The following is a 16,122-nucleotide window of genomic DNA, read 5'->3' as shown; positions in this document are numbered from 1 at the left end:
TTCACGGATGACTTTGAACGAACGCGCTTACCCGGCGCCCCTCGAGTTTCTGCGCATGCTTTAGCAAAGAAGAGAGTTAATCCGAATATGCCCACCCGCTCGAAGATCATCTATACCTTCACCGACGAAGCGCCTGCCCTCGCCACCTATTCGCTGCTGCCGATCGTCGAAGCCTTTACCGCTTCGGCCGATATCGCCGTGGAAACCCGCGATATCTCCCTCGCAGGGCGCATCCTGGCCAGCTTCCCCGAGCAACTGGGTGACAAAGCCGTAGCCGACCACCTCGCCGAACTGGGCGACCTGGCCGTTACGCCTGAAGCCAACATCATCAAGCTGCCGAACATCAGCGCCTCGGTGCCGCAACTGCAGGCCGCGATCAAGGAATTGCAGGCCCAGGGCTACGCACTGCCGGACTACCCGGAAACCGTGACCACCGACGCCGAGAAAGACGCTCGCGCCCGTTACGACAAGGTCAAGGGCAGTGCCGTGAACCCGGTCCTGCGCGAAGGCAACTCCGACCGCCGCGCACCGCTGTCGGTCAAGAACTACGCGCGCAAGCACCCACACAAGATGGGCGCCTGGGCCGCGGACTCCAAGTCCCACGTAGCCCACATGAGCACCGGCGATTTCTACGGCAGCGAAAAAGCCGCCCTGATCGACGCCGCCGGCAGTGTGAAAATCGAGCTGATCGCCCAGGACGGCACTGCCACTGTCCTGAAGGAAAAAACCACCGTACAAGCCGGTGAGATCCTCGACTGTGCCGTGATGAGCAAAAACGCCCTGCGCGACTTCATCGCCGCTGAAATCGAAGACGCCAAGCAAAAAGGCGTGCTGCTGTCGGTTCACCTCAAGGCCACCATGATGAAGGTCTCCGACCCGATCATGTTCGGCCAGATCGTTGCCGAGTTCTATAAAGACGCCCTGGCCAAGCACGCACAAGTGCTGGAGCAGATCGGCTTCAACCTGAACAACGGCATCGGCGACCTGTACGCCCGCATCAAGGCCCTGCCGGCCGAGCAGCAGGCGCAGATCGAAGCCGACATCCAGGCGGTCTACGCGGCGCGCCCATCCCTGGCGATGGTCAACTCCGACAAAGGCATCACCAACCTGCACGTGCCGAGCGACGTGATCGTCGACGCCTCGATGCCGGCCATGATCCGTGACTCCGGCAAGATGTGGGGCACCGATGGCCAGCTGCACGACACCAAGGCCGTGATCCCGGATCGCTGCTACGCCACCATCTACCAGGCGGTGATCGAAGACTGCAAGCAACACGGCGCCTTCGATCCAACCACCATGGGCAGCGTGCCGAACGTCGGCCTGATGGCCAAGAAAGCCGAGGAATACGGCTCTCACGACAAGACCTTCCAGATCAAGGCCAACGGCGTGGTCCGCGTTTCGGACAACACCGGTCGCACCCTGCTGGAGCAGAACGTCGAGGCTGGCGACATCTTCCGCATGTGCCAGACCAAGGACGCGCCGATCCAGGATTGGGTCAAACTGGCCGTCAACCGTGCCCGCGCCAGCAGCACCCCGGCGATCTTCTGGCTGGACCCGATGCGCGCCCACGACGGCGTCGTCATCGAGAAAGTCCAGACCTACCTGAAGGACCACGACACCAGCGGCCTGGACATTCGCATCATGTCGCCTGTCGACGCGATGAAGTTCACCCTGGGCCGCACCCGCGAAGGCAAGGACACCATCTCGGTGACCGGCAACGTGCTGCGTGACTACCTGACCGACCTGTTCCCGATCATGGAACTGGGCACCAGCGCCAAGATGCTGTCGATCGTGCCGCTGATGAACGGCGGTGGCCTGTTCGAAACCGGCGCCGGCGGCTCGGCACCCAAGCACGTTCAGCAGTTGCTGGAAGAGAACTTCCTGCGCTGGGATTCCCTGGGCGAGTTCCTGGCCCTGGCTGCATCCCTCGAGCACCTGGGCGGGACCTACAACAACCCGAAAGCCCTGGTGCTGGCCAAGACCCTGGACCAGGCTACCGGTGAGTTCCTGGACCGCAACAAGTCGCCTTCGCGCAAGGTCGGCGGCATCGACAACCGCGGCAGCCACTTCTACCTGACCCTGTTCTGGGCCCAGGCACTGGCCGCCCAGGACGACGACGCAGCCCTCAAGGCCCAGTTCGCCTCCCTGGCCAAGACATTGACCGACAACGAAGAAAAGATCGTTGCCGAACTCAATGCCGTGCAAGGCAAGCCCGTGGACATCGGCGGTTACTACTTCGCCAACCCCGAGCTGACCAGCAAGGCCATGCGCCCGAGCGCCACCTTCAACGCGGCGATTGCTGCGCTGGTGTAAGGTTGTAAGGGAACATCACAAACCCCGGCCTAGTGCCGGGGTTTGTGTTTCCAGACATACCAAGCCCTCCTGTGGGAGCACAGGCACTCTCCAACCTCTCTTGACCCACTCCCATCGACTGCCCAGGCTGACCTTGACAGTACAATCAGACAGCCTAGCCTTAAAAACATCGTTCTAAGTACGCCCTCTTCACTGAAGGCGCATGAAGTTACGCATGAGCGCCGAAAGCCCGGCTTGATCCAAGCACACCCTTTCAGCGTTTGTGGATGCGGGAAGTCTCGGCAAGAGAACGAGAGAGCGTCAGATCGGGCAGCACTCTGAACTGCCTACAGTTGTATCGACCTCAAGTGGAGCGAAACCGGGTTGCTCGAATCGCCTGTGTAGCGATGGCAATCCTTCTTGGTCTGAGTTTTTAACGAACGACACGCTAAAAACTCATTACCTGATTCGCATCCGTCGAGGAAGCACACCATGAAAAACAATGCGCAAATAACCCTACCCGCCCAAAGGCACTTCTCTATTGGTAACTGGAGCTTTCTGGAGCTGACAGTTTCCCCAACCCTCTATAAAAGAGACCATGACAATGAGCCCTTTGCCTATTATGAAGTGAGCAAGATCAGCTCTACGGGTGGAAGATACTCTACCGATGTTCGTACCAATGACCATGGCCAGCGATACAGCTACGCCACGGCCTCCCATGAATTGCTGTTTAAAAGCGCATCCGCCGAATACCGATTCAATGCGACCAAGTTTGGAAATCAGGTTACCTATTCCACCCACTCACCGGGCGCCTCGGTCGAAGCGTTCTATTTCATATTCGATGATTTTCTCCGCATGATCGAACTTACAATGCGCAAGCCGGGCGAACCCGCCGAGGGCAAGAGAGATGAGGCCGACAGGGAGTGCGAAGTTCAGATCAACGGCCAGATCATTCAATACTCTTCAGCAGAACCTGTGCATCCCGCCCCCCAAAAAAAGGTGTCGCAAATCGTTTTCGCAGACACCGATAAATTTTCTTTTTTATCCAACGTCAATCTCTATTTTTCGGGCTGCGATGTATACCTTGAAGAGTCCCCAGGAAAAGTAAAAAGAGTTGATCGACACGGCGAGGGCAATCCAAGTGCGGCCACCAACTACTACCTTACACCGGACAAGGGCTATCCCCCCGGAATCACAAGCCTGACTATAAAAGACGGGTTTTCGGAAACAACGGCTATCGTTGAGTTCGATCACGACACGCACAATAAACAGGTCACCATGACAATTAAATCCTTTACCAGCAGACTGTGCGATATCCGAGCATTCACCTACAACGAACACCACTTTCCCAATGCGATATGCATTGCCCTTTAAGAACGTCCAAACCTTTCACGGGCCAGCATCGCTGACCAGGGAAACATGAGCATAGGCATGGACATTTGCTCGGGACGGCGATTGGTCATTCATTTAATATCGACTGACCCACCGCTATCGCGAGCAAGCTCGCTTCCACGGTGGCCCATATTCCCTGCGAGAAATAAAGGAACCCCATGGACTGGCAACCCCACATCACCGTCGCCACCATCGTCGAGGACAACGGCCGCTTCCTGATGGTGGAAGAATCCAAGGGCGGACGCGCGGTGCTCAACCAGCCGGCCGGTCACCTGGACCCTAACGAAACGCTGATCGAAGCCGCCGTGCGCGAAACCCTGGAAGAAACCGGCTGGGACGTCGAGCCCACCGCCGTGGTAGGCATTTACCTGTACACCGCCCCCAGCAACGGCGTGACCTACCAGCGCGTCTGTTTCGCCGCCAAGGCCTTGCAACACCACCCCGAGTATCAATTGGACGATGGCATCCTTGGTGCGAAATGGCTGACCCGCGACGAATTGCTCGAGCGGCGCGAGCACTGGCGCAGCGAGCTGATCATCCGTTGCATCGACGATTATCTGGCCGGCCATTGCCACAGTCTGACGCTGATCCGTCCTTCTCTTTAGCCTTGCGCGCCCGGGCCTGATAGAATCGCGTCCTTTTTCAAGACACTCATTGAATTCCTATGCGTGATCCAGCCCCTTCTGACACACCCAAGAAGCGCGTCATTGTCGGCATGTCCGGCGGCGTGGACTCTTCCGTTTCCGCCCTTCTGCTGATCGAGCAGGGTTATGAGGTGGAAGGCCTGTTCATGAAGAACTGGGAAGAAGACGACGGAACCGAATACTGCACCGCCATGGATGACCTGGCGGACGCCCAGGCCGTGTGCGACAAGATCGGCATCAAGCTGCACACCGCCAACTTCGCCGCCGAGTACTGGGACAACGTGTTCGAGCACTTCCTGGCCGAATACAAGGCCGGTCGCACGCCGAACCCGGACATCCTGTGCAACCGCGAAATCAAGTTCAAGGCGTTCCTCGACTACGCCATGATGCTGGGTGCCGACCTGATCGCCACCGGCCACTACGTGCGCCGCCGCGACATCGATGGCCGCACCGAACTGCTCAAGGGCCTGGACCCTAACAAGGACCAGAGCTACTTCCTGCATGCCGTCGGCGGCGAGCAGATCGCCAAGACCCTGTTCCCGGTAGGCGAACTGGAAAAGCCCGAAGTGCGCGCGATTGCTGAAAAACACCAGCTCGCCACCGCCAAGAAGAAGGACTCCACCGGGATCTGCTTCATTGGCGAGCGCCGTTTCAGCGACTTCCTCAAGCAATACCTGCCAGCCCAGCCGGGCGAGATCAAGACGACCGAAGGCGAAGTCATCGGCCGCCACCATGGCCTGATGTACCACACCATCGGCCAGCGCCAGGGCCTGGGCATCGGCGGGCTGAAAGACGCCGGGGAAGAGCCGTGGTACGTGCTGGTCAAGGACCTGGAACACAACGAGTTGATCGTCGGCCAGGGCAACGACCATCCCTGGCTGTTTTCCCGCGCCCTGCTCGCCTCCGACATCTATTGGGTCAACCCGATCGACCTCAGCGAACCACGCCGCCTGACGGCCAAGGTTCGCTACCGCCAGAGCGACCAACCCTGCACCCTGGAAAAAACCGCCACGGGCTACCGCGCCACCTTCGATGACCCGCAGCGGGCGGTCACACCCGGCCAATCCGTGGTGTTCTACGACGGCGACATCTGCCTGGGCGGCGGCGTGATCGAAGTCGCAGAGCCCTGGAGCAGCCAGGCATGAACCCAATCCAGGAACAACTGACGGCATTGGGCGGCGTGTTTCTCGCCGCCGTGCTGGTGGACAGGATCGCCAAGACCGGCCAGGCCACCGAAGCGGGCGTGGCCTGCATGCTCGGCAGCCTGCTGGTTCGCGACCCCAAGGACACCCTGGAAGTCTATGGCGGCGACGACCTGAACCTGCGCGAAGGCTATCGTGCGCTGATCGGCGCCCTGGAGCGTGATCCCAGCGCCTTGCAACGCGAACCGCTGCGCTATGCCCTGTCGATGCTGGGCCTTGAGCGCCAGTTGGCCAAGCGCGACGACCTGCTGGAGACCATCGGCAAACGCTTGCCGCAGATCCAGTCCCAGGTCGAACACTTCGGCCCGGCTCACGAAAACGTCGTCGCGGCCTGCGGTTCGCTGTACCAGGACACCCTGAGCACCTTGCGCCAGCGCATCCAGGTGCATGGCGACATGCGCAACCTGCAACAGCCAAGCAATGCCTCGAAAATCCGCGCCCTGCTGCTGGCCGGGATTCGCTCGGCACGACTTTGGCGGCAATTGGGTGGCCATCGCTGGCAACTGGTGATCAGCCGCCGCAAATTGCTGAAAGAGCTTTACCCGTTGATGCGCAACGAATAAGTCGCCTCGACCTGCTTTTTTGTGGCGAAGGCGCTTGCTCCCTCGCCACAGGTAATAAACAGTTTTAGCTTGTTACGCGTAGCACGCCGGTCAGTTGGCGACGGACCGGCACTTGTTTTCATGTATGATACGCGCCCCATTTCGTTGCCCGACTGTCCGAGAACACCCCATGCAGCTCTCTTCGCTCACTGCGGTTTCCCCTGTTGACGGCCGCTACGCCGGCAAAACCCAGGCCCTGCGCCCGATTTTCAGCGAGTACGGCCTGATCCGTGCCCGCGTCCTGGTTGAAGTGCGCTGGCTCCAGCGCCTGGCCGCCCACCCTGCCATCGGCGAAGTGCCGGCGTTTTCCGCCGAAGCCAACGCGGTGTTGAACGCGCTGGCAGAAAACTTCGTGCTGGAGCACGCCGAGCGCGTCAAAGAGATCGAGCGCACCACCAACCACGACGTCAAGGCCATCGAATACCTGCTCAAGGAGCAGGCGGCCAAGCTGCCGGAGCTGGCCAATGTCAGCGAGTTCATCCACTTTGCCTGCACCAGCGAGGACATCAACAACCTGTCCCACGCCCTGATGCTGCGCGAAGGCCGTGATGAGGTGATGCTGCCCCTGATGCGCCAGACCGCCCAGGCCATCCGCGAACTGGCGATCCGTTTCGCCGACGTGCCGATGCTGTCGCGCACCCACGGTCAACCGGCTTCGCCGACCACCCTGGGCAAGGAACTGGCAAACGTGGTCTACCGCCTGGAGCGCCAGATCGCCCAGGTGGCAGCCGTGCCGCTGCTGGGCAAGATCAACGGCGCCGTGGGCAACTACAACGCCCACCTGTCGGCCTACCCGGACATCGACTGGGAAGCCAATGCCCGCGCCTTCATCGAAGACGAGCTGGGCCTGAGCTTCAACCCGTACACCACCCAGATCGAACCGCACGACTACATCGCCGAGCTGTTCGATGCGATCGCGCGCTTCAACACCATCCTGATCGACTTCGACCGTGACATCTGGGGGTATATCTCCCTGGGCTACTTCAAGCAGCGCACCATCGCCGGAGAAATCGGTTCTTCGACCATGCCGCACAAGGTCAACCCGATCGATTTCGAAAACTCCGAAGGCAACCTGGGCATCGCCAACGCGCTGTTCCAGCACCTGGCGAGCAAACTGCCGATCTCCCGCTGGCAGCGCGACCTGACCGACTCCACCGTGCTGCGCAACCTGGGCGTGGGTTTTGCCCACAGCGTCATTGCCTACGAAGCCAGCCTCAAGGGCATCAGCAAGCTGGAACTGAACGAGCAGAAGATCGCCGCCGACCTCGACGCTTGCTGGGAAGTTCTCGCCGAGCCGATCCAGACCGTGATGCGCCGCTACAACATCGAAAACCCGTATGAAAAGCTGAAAGAGCTGACCCGTGGCAAGGGCATCAGCCCTGAAGCGCTGCAGACTTTCATCGATGGCCTGGACATGCCTGCCGCGGCCCGCGCGGAGCTGAAGAAGCTCACGCCGGCCAGCTACATCGGCAACGCGGCGGAACAAGCCAAGCGCATCTGATCCACGGCCTTACCTTTGAGACGCCCGGCCGCGCCGGGCGTTTTTATTCGCGTCTGAAAAGTATATTTTTTCAATAGGTTACACATGAATCCTGATATTCCTCTGCAACTCCTGGGCGGCATCACAGCACGGGAATTCCTGCGCGACTACTGGCAGAAAAAACCCCTGCTGATCCGTCAGGCGATTCCTGACTTCCAAAGCCCGATCGACGCCGATGAACTGGCCGGCCTGGCCCTGGAAGAAGAAGTCGAATCGCGCCTGGTGATCGAACACGGCGAGACCCCTTGGGAAATGCGTCGCGGCCCGTTCGCCGAAGACGAATTCAGCAAGTTGCCGGAGCGCGAGTGGACCCTGCTGGTGCAGGCGGTCGATCAGTTCGTACCGGAAGTCAGCGAGCTGCTGGAGAACTTCCGCTTCCTGCCGAGCTGGCGCATCGACGACGTGATGATCAGCTTCGCCGCCCCGGGTGGCAGCGTGGGTCCGCATTTCGATAACTATGACGTGTTCCTGCTGCAAGGCCATGGCCAGCGCAACTGGAAAATCGGCCAGATGTGCGACTCCGAAAGCCCGCTGCTGCAGCACGCCGACCTGCGCATCCTCGCCGACTTCGAAGCCACCGACGAGTGGACCCTGGAGCCGGGCGACATGCTCTACCTGCCGCCGCGCCTGGCGCACTGCGGCGTGGCCGTGGACGACTGCATGACCTACTCCGTGGGTTTCCGTGCACCAAGCGCCGCTGAAGTGCTGACTCACTTCACCGACTTCCTGAGCCAGTTCCTGCCGGACGAAGAACGCTACACCGACGCCGACGCGCGCCCGGTGGCCGACCCGCACCAGATCCAGCAAGACGCCCTCGACCGCCTCAAGGGCCTGCTGGCCGAGCACATGAGCGACGAGCGCCTGCTGCTGACCTGGTTCGGCCAGTTCATGACCGAGCCGCGCTACCCGGAACTGGTGGTAGGCCCGGAAATGGAAGATGACGAGCTGTTGGCCGGCCTGGAGCAAGGCGCGGTGATCATCCGCAACCCAAGCGCGCGCCTGGCCTGGTCGGAAGTCGACGACGACCTGTTGCTGTTCGCCAGCGGCCAGAGCCGTTACCTGCCGGGCAAGCTGCGCGAACTGCTGAAAATGATCTGCGCCGCCGACGCCCTGCACAGCGAAAACCTCGGCCCGTGGTTGGCCGACGAAGACGGTCGCAGCCTGATCTGCGAGCTGGTCAAGCAAGGCAGCCTGGGGTTCGCCGATGAATAAAATCCACGTTCGTGTCGCAGACTGGCAAAAGGATAACGCCGAGATCCGGCGCATTCGTGAGACCGTGTTCATCGCCGAGCAGTCCGTCCCGCCCGAGCTGGAATGGGATGCCGACGACCAGGGCGCGGTGCATTTCCTGGCGTTTGAAGGCGATTTCCCCATCGGCACCGCGCGCCTGTTGACCGACGGCCACATCGGCCGTGTCTCGGTCCTCAAGGACTGGCGCGGCCTGAAGGTGGGCGATGCGTTGATGCACGCGGTGATCGCCGAAGCCGAGAAACGCGGGCTCAAGCAGCAGATGCTCAGCGCCCAGGTGCATGCCACGCCGTTCTACGAGCGGTTGGGGTTTGCTGTGGTCAGCGAGGAGTTCCTGGAAGCCGGGATTCCTCACGTGGACATGGTGCGGCGCTCGGCCTGAAACCGCAGTGCGGCCATCGCGAGCAAGCTCGCTCCCACAGGAGGCCGGCGGTGAACCCATGATTCATGTACACCTGCCCCCCATGTGGGAGCGAGCTTGCTCGCGATGAGGCCCTCAAGCCTTACCAAAAAACGCCCCGCCATCCCCCGATGCCGGGGCGTTTTGCCGTCTACCATTCAACTTGCCCCATCCGGGGCCGACAAACTGGCAATATCAAGCCTTTGTCTCGCGGAGAAATGGACATGCCTCTACGCACCCTCCTGGTCACCCTGCTGCTCGGTTGCAGCCTGTCGGTCATGGCCGATACGCAAATCGTGCCGCTGAACTACCGCACCAGCGCCGACCTGTTGCCGGTGGCGCAGAATTTCATTGGCAAGGACGGCCAGGTCAGCGCCTACGGCAACCAACTGATCGTCAACGCCGAGCCCGGCAAAATCGAAGAGCTTCGGCAATTCCTGGCCCAATTGGACACCGCGCCCAAGCGCCTGCTGATCACGGTCGACACCAACGAAAACAACCTCCAGGGCGACCAGGGTTACTCGATCAACGGCGCCGCTCCCAGCCAGACCCGCATCATCAACCGCAGCACCGCCAGCCGTGACGGCGGCGTACAGCAGGTGCAGGCCAGTGAAGGCCAGCCGGCGCTGATCCAGGTAGGCCAGAGCGTGCCATTCACTAGCAACCAGACCGACAACTACGGCCGCATGCAGAGCCAGACTGAATACCGCAACGTCACCCAGGGTTTTTATGTAACGGCCAGCGTCACCGGCGAGACCGTTCATCTGAGCATCAGTACCAACCGTGACCGCATGAGCCAGGAACGTCCCGATGTAGTGAACGTTCAGAGTACCGACACAACTGTCAGCGGACGCCTCGGCGAATGGATCACCCTGGCCGGCGTGAATCGCCAGACTCAGGCCGACAAACAAGGCCTGACCCGCAGCTACTCGACCCAGGGCCGCGACGACATGATTTTGCGGGTCAAGGTCGACACCCTGAACTGAAGCACCAAAAACTGACTGATGAGTCGTATTAGACCAAAGATGTAGTGCTATAAAAAAAGCACTACAAAACGTTTGACGAGCCAAAAAACCGAAGGCATGATGGCCTCGCTCCCGCTAATCAGGGGCCCTGGCAAGGGCCTTCGGGTCGACGCTTGCAACTATCCTGCGAGCCGATTCGTGTCTGTACCGCCCACAAGGTGTGTTTGACGAGGTTGCGACTGGAACGAAGTTGTCCCGAGGGACGGAAGCGTAACTAGGTAACCCGGCATCACTCTGAGTTCGTATTAAAGGCCCACGACGCCCGAATGCGCCCGCAGTTCGCCCCTACCTGCTCACTTTCCCCTCGAGCCCATCGTTCATCCCGTCGCCACCTCGCCTGAACCGACTTGTACGCCAACCCCTGGTCGGCAGGAGCAGGAATTTTCCACCAAGACCTATGCGACGAGGTTTATCTCCATGGCACTGACACGCGAACAGCAAATTGCAGCCCTTGAAAAAGACTGGGCTGAAAACCCGCGCTGGAAAGGCGTGAAGCGCAATTATTCCGCTGCTGACGTCGTCCGTCTGCGTGGCTCGGTTCAACCTGAGCACACCTTTGCGAAAATGGGCGCCGAGAAGCTGTGGAACCTGGTCACCCAGGGCGCCAAGCCAGCCTTCCGTCCCGAGAAAGATTTCGTCAACTGCATGGGCGCCCTGACCGGCGGCCAGGCTGTGCAGCAAGTCAAGGCGGGCATCCAGGCGATCTACCTGTCGGGCTGGCAAGTGGCTGCGGACAACAACTCCGCCGAGTCGATGTACCCCGACCAGTCGCTGTACCCGGTGGATTCGGTTCCAACCGTGGTCAAGCGCATCAACAACTCGTTCCGTCGCGCCGACCAGATCCAGTGGAAAGCCGGCAAGAACCCGGGCGACGAAGGCTACATCGACTACTTCGCACCGATCGTGGCTGACGCCGAAGCCGGTTTCGGCGGCGTCCTGAACGCCTACGAACTGATGAAGAGCATGATCGAAGCAGGCGCCGCCGGCGTTCACTTCGAAGACCAACTGGCCTCGGTGAAAAAATGCGGCCACATGGGCGGCAAGGTTCTGGTTCCAACCCAGGAAGCCGTGCAGAAGCTGACGGCTGCCCGCCTGGCCGCCGACGTTGCCGGTGTACCGACCATCATCCTGGCCCGTACCGACGCCAACGCCGCTGACCTGCTGACCTCCGACTGCGACCCGTACGACCAGCCGTTCGTGACCGGTACCCGCACCCAGGAAGGCTTCTACAAGGTGCGTGCCGGTCTCGACCAGGCCATCGCCCGTGGCCTGGCCTACGCGCCGTACGCCGACCTGATCTGGTGCGAAACCGCCAAGCCGGACCTGGACGAAGCCCGTCGCTTCGCCGAAGCGATCAAGAAGGAATACCCGGACCAACTGCTGTCGTACAACTGCTCGCCTTCCTTCAACTGGAAGAAAAACCTGGACGACGCGACCATCGCCAAGTTCCAGCGCGAACTGTCCGCCATGGGCTACAAGCACCAGTTCATCACCCTGGCCGGCATTCACAACATGTGGCACAGCATGTTCAACCTGGCGCACGACTACGCCCGCAACGACATGACCGCCTACGTGAAACTGCAAGAGCAGGAGTTCGCCGACGCCGCCAAGGGCTACACCTTCGTGGCTCACCAGCAGGAAGTGGGCACCGGTTACTTCGACGACATGACCACCGTGATCCAGGGCGGCACTTCGTCGGTGACCGCACTGACCGGCTCCACCGAAGAAGAACAGTTCCACTGATTCACACGCTTGCCTCGAGTAAGCGGCCCTTGCGGACCGGATAAAAACTAACCGCAAAGCCGACGATCTGAAGCCCCGACTGGTTCGGGGCTTTTTTTTCGCCGGTTTTTACACTTTGAAGTGACTGACCAGTTGCTGCAACTGGTTACCCAGGCGCGCCAGCTCGATGCTGGAAGCGGCGGTTTCTTCGCTGGCCGAGGCGGTCTGTTCGGATACATCGCGCACGCTCAGAATACTGCGGCTGATGTCCTCGGCCACCGAACTTTGTTGCACCGCAGCAGCGGCAATCTGCTGGTTCATGGCCTGGATGCCGGAAACCGCCTGGGTGATGTTGCCCAGGGAGATGCCGGCCTTGCCGGCCAATTCCACGCTGCTGTCGGTCAGCTCACGGCTGTTTCGCATGATGCTCGACACCTGGCGCGTGCCGTTCTGCAAGCCCGCCACCAGGCTTTCGATCTCTTCGGTGGAATGCTGGGTACGCTGGGCCAGGCCCCGCACTTCGTCGGCGACCACGGCAAAACCGCGCCCGGCGTCACCCGCGCGAGCGGCCTCGATGGCGGCGTTAAGGGCCAGCAAGTTGGTCTGCTCAGCCACCGCCTTGATCACGTCCATGATCTTGCCGATGCGCGCGCTTTCTTGTTCCAACTCACCCATGGCGTCGACGGAGCGCCCGACTTCGCCGGCCAAGCGCTCGATCTGAACGATGGCCTGGGCGACCACCTGGTCGCCGATACGGGCCTGCGCATCGGCCTCTGACGCGACTGCGCAAGCCTGTTCGGCATTACGCGCGACCTCATGCACGGTGGCCGACATTTCCTGCATGGCGGTGGCTACCTGGTCGGTCTCGGTCTTCTGGCTATTGACCCCGGCACTGGTCTGCTCGGTGACCGCCGATAACTCTTCGGCGGCGCTGGCGATTTGGGTGACGCCATCGCGGATGCCACCGATCAGCTCGCGCAACGTGGTGCCCATGCGCTGGATACCTTGCTGCAGGACACCCAGTTCATCACCACGGGTCACGACCATGTCTTGGGTGAGGTCGCCTGCTGCAATGCGATCGACCACAGCCAATGTGTCCTGCAATGGCCGCGTAATCTGGCGAGTGATGACCATGGCCGCAAGAATCCCCAACAACATCGCCAAAGCAGTGCAGCTCAACTGCAGGATGCGGGCCTGAGCGCTGTCTTCGTCACGGGAGGTCAGTTGGCTGGCATACATTTCCTCAGTCAGACGGGTGATGGTGTCACCCGAATCGATGGTGTCCTGCACAGCCTTGCCAATGGCCTGGTTACTGGCGGTGAAGTTCTGCACCGACTGGCGGTAAGCAATCAGTGCGGTTTCCAGCTGCTTGATGGTGTCGGCATAGCTCGGGCCGAAAGCACTATTAAGGGTTTCGATACCCTTGAGCGCATTTTCGAGCTGGCGGGTGGCGGCTTGTTCGGTGGCACTGTTGGGGTTGCCGGTGTAGCCCCGCACTTCATAACGCACCAGCGCCACGTCCTCCTTGGCCTTGAGGATGATCCTGTACAACTCGAAACGGCGCTCATCCGAGGCAGGCATTGCCTCTACGTCATTGATGACCTTGGCAATCAGCGCGGCGCCCTTGACCGCATTGACGCCCATCTCCTTGCGCATGGCCGCGTCATTGCGATAAGCCTCGCGCATCGTATTCAGTGCCACCTGATACTGCTTGCTGGCCTGCTCGATCAGCGCAAGCTTTTTCAGGTTGTCAGGCTTTCTCAACTCGTTCGCAAGGCTTTTCTGCTTGGCGACAAACTGCTCCAGCGACGCCTGGATCAATGCCCCCTTTTGCTCATCGCCCTTGTCCAGCTGGTATTGCAAACGAGCCCTGCGCAGGTGATCGAGGCGGTCGCCGAGTTCGGTAATGCTGGTCATTCGATCAGTGCGCTCGACCATTTTTCCCAGGCTGAACCAGCCGCTCGCGGCCAGGATAGCGGTCAGCAGCAGCACAACGGCAAAGCCCAAAGCCAACTTGAGCATAACGCTCATATTCGCGAACCAAGAATTCATGACATTCCTTTGGTAATCAGCCGCGAGCGATGGGAACTGACGCAGCTATCTATGGAGGGGGAGCGATTTTCTAATCAATATTGATATAGATGATTAGATGAGCGAGCGGCAAAGATAGCTATTTGCCATCAATCCTTCAAGGCTCTAGGCCAGGCCTCTTGCCGATTTTTTGCTGGCACGGCGGTTTCGTTGGACGCTCCAATGCCCCGGGCGCAGTTTCTGGATGGGCTCGGCTGAGCGACCTCGATCTGATGGCCGAGGTTTTTTTACCCGTTTTCTTTGAAGCCACCTACGCTGTAAGAGCAAGCCTGCACCTGTGGAAGCCAGGCTTGGCTGCGATGAACGACAAGGCGGTCTGCCTCGGGACCGCATTGCCGACATCGCGAGCAAGCCTGGCTCCCACGGGAGCAGTCCCTCATGCAGATCCACCCCTCACCGAGCCCTTCCCTTCGATGCGCCGATAGAAAAATTGATCGAACGCAGTATTGGGCAGTCCGAAAAGGAGTAAAACGTCCGACGCTGACAATTGCAGTAGCGACGATTAAGACAGCTTCTCAGACACGACACTAAGTGCACTGTAGAAAAGGCCGGCACAGATAATAATAATTATCATTTGAAAGTCGTTATCATTGTTACATTCCGCACGAAATATTATTGATGAATAACCGGCCAACGCCCACGGGGCCGGGGCCGCAGGGTCCTGGAGGCGCGCTATGTCCTTATTCCAATAAATAATTTCGCTATAGGAATTTTACTTGCCCGGTGTTTAGCCATAAAATCACCGCGATTGATTGCTGCGACATATCGTCACTGCGTTATTTCATTCAAGCTCAGAGACCTTTGCTCTCTGTTAAGGATTTCCAGCATGTCCGAAGCGACAGGACTCATGGCCCACAACTGGGGCTTTGCCATTTTCCTTCTGGGCGTTGTTGGCCTGTGTGCTTTCATGCTCGGTGTGTCGAGCCTGCTTGGGTCAAAAGCCTGGGGCCGCAGCAAAAATGAACCGTTCGAGTCCGGCATGCTGCCTACCGGTGGCGCCCGCTTGCGGCTCTCAGCCAAATTCTATCTGGTCGCGATGCTGTTCGTGATCTTCGATATCGAAGCCCTCTTTCTCTTTGCATGGTCTGTGTCCGTCCGCGAAAGCGGCTGGACCGGATTCGTCGAAGCTCTCGTTTTCATAGCAATTCTGTTGGCAGGTCTTGTCTACCTTTACCGGGTGGGGGCACTTGATTGGGCTCCGGAAGCTCGGCGCAAGCGGCAAGCGAAGCTGAAACAATGAGGCTTTGGCAATGCAATACAATCTCACCAGGATCGACCCCGATGCTCCTAACGAGCAGTATCCGATTGGCAAGCGGGAAACCGTCGCCGATCCGTTAGAAGATCAAGTCCACAAAAACATCTTCATGGGTAAGCTCGAAGACGTGCTGAACAGCACGGTCAACTGGGGTCGCAAGAACTCCCTGTGGCCGTACAACTTCGGCCTTTCGTGCTGCTACGTGGAAATGACCACCGCCTTCACGGCGCCCCACGACATCGCGCGCTTTGGCGCCGAGGTGATCCGGGCATCGCCGCGCCAGGCGGATTTCATGGTTATCGCCGGTACCTGCTTCATCAAGATGGCGCCGATCATCCAGCGTCTCTACGAGCAAATGCTCGAGCCCAAGTGGGTCATCTCCATGGGTTCGTGCGCCAACTCCGGTGGCATGTACGACATCTACTCTGTCGTTCAAGGGGTGGACAAGTTCCTGCCCGTGGACGTCTACGTGCCCGGCTGCCCGCCTCGCCCCGAAGCTTTCCTGCAAGGCTTGATGCTGTTGCAGGAGTCGATTGGCCAGGAGCGTCGCCCACTGTCCTGGGTCGTTGGCGATCAAGGCGTCTATCGCGCCGAGATGCCGTCGCAAAAGGAACAGCGCCGCGAACAGCGTATCGCAGTCACCAACCTGCGCAGCCCCGACGAAGTCTGATCCAGCTCTGCTCTGTACAAGAAACGAGAACCTGGCTTC

13 protein-coding genes and 1 pseudogene are annotated in these 16,122 nt (G+C 59.9%); 12 read left to right on the top strand and 2 right to left on the bottom strand.

Annotated features, from left to right (window positions below; genetic code table 11):
• Positions 1–87: 87 nt before the first annotated feature.
• From J4E53_RS08020 to aceA, 10 genes are all read left to right on the top strand, one after another.
• A complete protein-coding gene (locus J4E53_RS08020) occupies positions 88–2,313 on the top strand; it encodes an NADP-dependent isocitrate dehydrogenase (protein WP_103308484.1) in 2,226 nt (741 codons plus the stop codon).
• A gap of 471 nt (positions 2,314–2,784) precedes the next feature.
• Positions 2,785–3,666: a hypothetical protein gene (locus tag J4E53_RS08015; protein ID WP_103308483.1), complete on the top strand. Its 882-nt coding sequence runs from the start codon at positions 2,785–2,787 to the stop codon at positions 3,664–3,666.
• A 176-nt stretch (positions 3,667–3,842) separates the two neighbouring features.
• Complete coding sequence (locus J4E53_RS08010; RefSeq protein ID WP_060741556.1) at positions 3,843–4,289, top strand: NUDIX hydrolase; 447 nt, start codon at positions 3,843–3,845, stop codon at positions 4,287–4,289.
• 59 nt (positions 4,290–4,348) lie between these two features.
• The gene (gene mnmA, locus J4E53_RS08005; protein WP_103308482.1) at positions 4,349–5,473 is read left to right on the top strand and encodes a tRNA 2-thiouridine(34) synthase MnmA; all 1,125 of its coding nucleotides are present in this window, start codon (positions 4,349–4,351) and stop codon (positions 5,471–5,473) included.
• Positions 5,470–6,093: a high frequency lysogenization protein HflD gene (gene hflD / locus J4E53_RS08000; protein WP_060741554.1), complete on the top strand. Its 624-nt coding sequence runs from the start codon at positions 5,470–5,472 to the stop codon at positions 6,091–6,093. The genes mnmA and hflD overlap by 4 nt, the downstream gene beginning before the upstream one ends.
• Positions 6,094–6,262: 169 nt before the next feature.
• A complete protein-coding gene (purB, locus tag J4E53_RS07995; protein WP_060741553.1) occupies positions 6,263–7,633 on the top strand; it encodes an adenylosuccinate lyase in 1,371 nt (456 codons plus the stop codon).
• An 84-nt stretch (positions 7,634–7,717) separates the two neighbouring features.
• Positions 7,718–8,884, top strand: coding sequence for a cupin domain-containing protein (locus J4E53_RS07990; protein WP_103308481.1), 1,167 nt, complete (start codon positions 7,718–7,720; stop codon positions 8,882–8,884).
• Positions 8,877–9,302 (top strand): GNAT family N-acetyltransferase, encoded by a 426-nt coding sequence (locus J4E53_RS07985; protein WP_060741551.1) that lies wholly within the window; start codon positions 8,877–8,879, stop codon positions 9,300–9,302. Before J4E53_RS07990 ends, J4E53_RS07985 begins: the two co-directional genes overlap by 8 nt.
• A gap of 242 nt (positions 9,303–9,544) precedes the next feature.
• Positions 9,545–10,306 carry a secretin N-terminal domain-containing protein gene (locus J4E53_RS07980; RefSeq protein ID WP_060741550.1) on the top strand — a complete coding sequence of 254 codons (762 nt, stop codon included), beginning with the start codon at positions 9,545–9,547 and terminating at the stop codon, positions 10,304–10,306.
• Between the two features lie 456 nt (positions 10,307–10,762).
• Complete coding sequence (gene aceA / locus J4E53_RS07975) at positions 10,763–12,088, top strand: isocitrate lyase (RefSeq protein ID WP_014337679.1); 1,326 nt, start codon at positions 10,763–10,765, stop codon at positions 12,086–12,088.
• A 108-nt stretch (positions 12,089–12,196) separates the two neighbouring features.
• Here the strand turns inward: aceA and J4E53_RS31040 are convergent, their stop codons facing one another.
• Both J4E53_RS31040 and J4E53_RS31035 read right to left on the bottom strand, forming a co-directional pair.
• Positions 12,197–12,901, bottom strand: coding sequence for a methyl-accepting chemotaxis protein (locus tag J4E53_RS31040; RefSeq protein ID WP_371919209.1), 705 nt, complete (start codon positions 12,899–12,901; stop codon positions 12,197–12,199).
• Positions 12,902–13,099: 198 nt separating this feature from the next.
• A pseudogene (locus J4E53_RS31035) lies at positions 13,100–13,984 on the bottom strand (methyl-accepting chemotaxis protein); the annotation flags it as partial.
• A 1,000-nt stretch (positions 13,985–14,984) separates the two neighbouring features.
• Between J4E53_RS31035 and J4E53_RS07965 the strand changes: the two are divergent.
• On the top strand, positions 14,985–15,398 hold the full coding sequence (locus tag J4E53_RS07965; protein ID WP_003203367.1) for an NADH-quinone oxidoreductase subunit A: 414 nt from the start codon (positions 14,985–14,987) through the stop codon (positions 15,396–15,398).
• Positions 15,399–15,408: 10 nt separating this feature from the next.
• The gene (locus J4E53_RS07960; RefSeq protein ID WP_030141322.1) at positions 15,409–16,083 is read left to right on the top strand and encodes an NADH-quinone oxidoreductase subunit B family protein; all 675 of its coding nucleotides are present in this window, start codon (positions 15,409–15,411) and stop codon (positions 16,081–16,083) included.
• The last annotated feature ends 39 nt before the right edge of the window (positions 16,084–16,122 follow it).

The sequence above is a fragment of the Pseudomonas sp. FW305-28 genome (genome assembly GCF_017351395.1).
Lineage (GTDB): Bacteria > Pseudomonadota > Gammaproteobacteria > Pseudomonadales > Pseudomonadaceae > Aquipseudomonas > Aquipseudomonas fluorescens_AA.
Note: the sequence above shows the minus strand (reverse complement) of the source record. Positions and strands in the feature narration are given on the sequence as shown.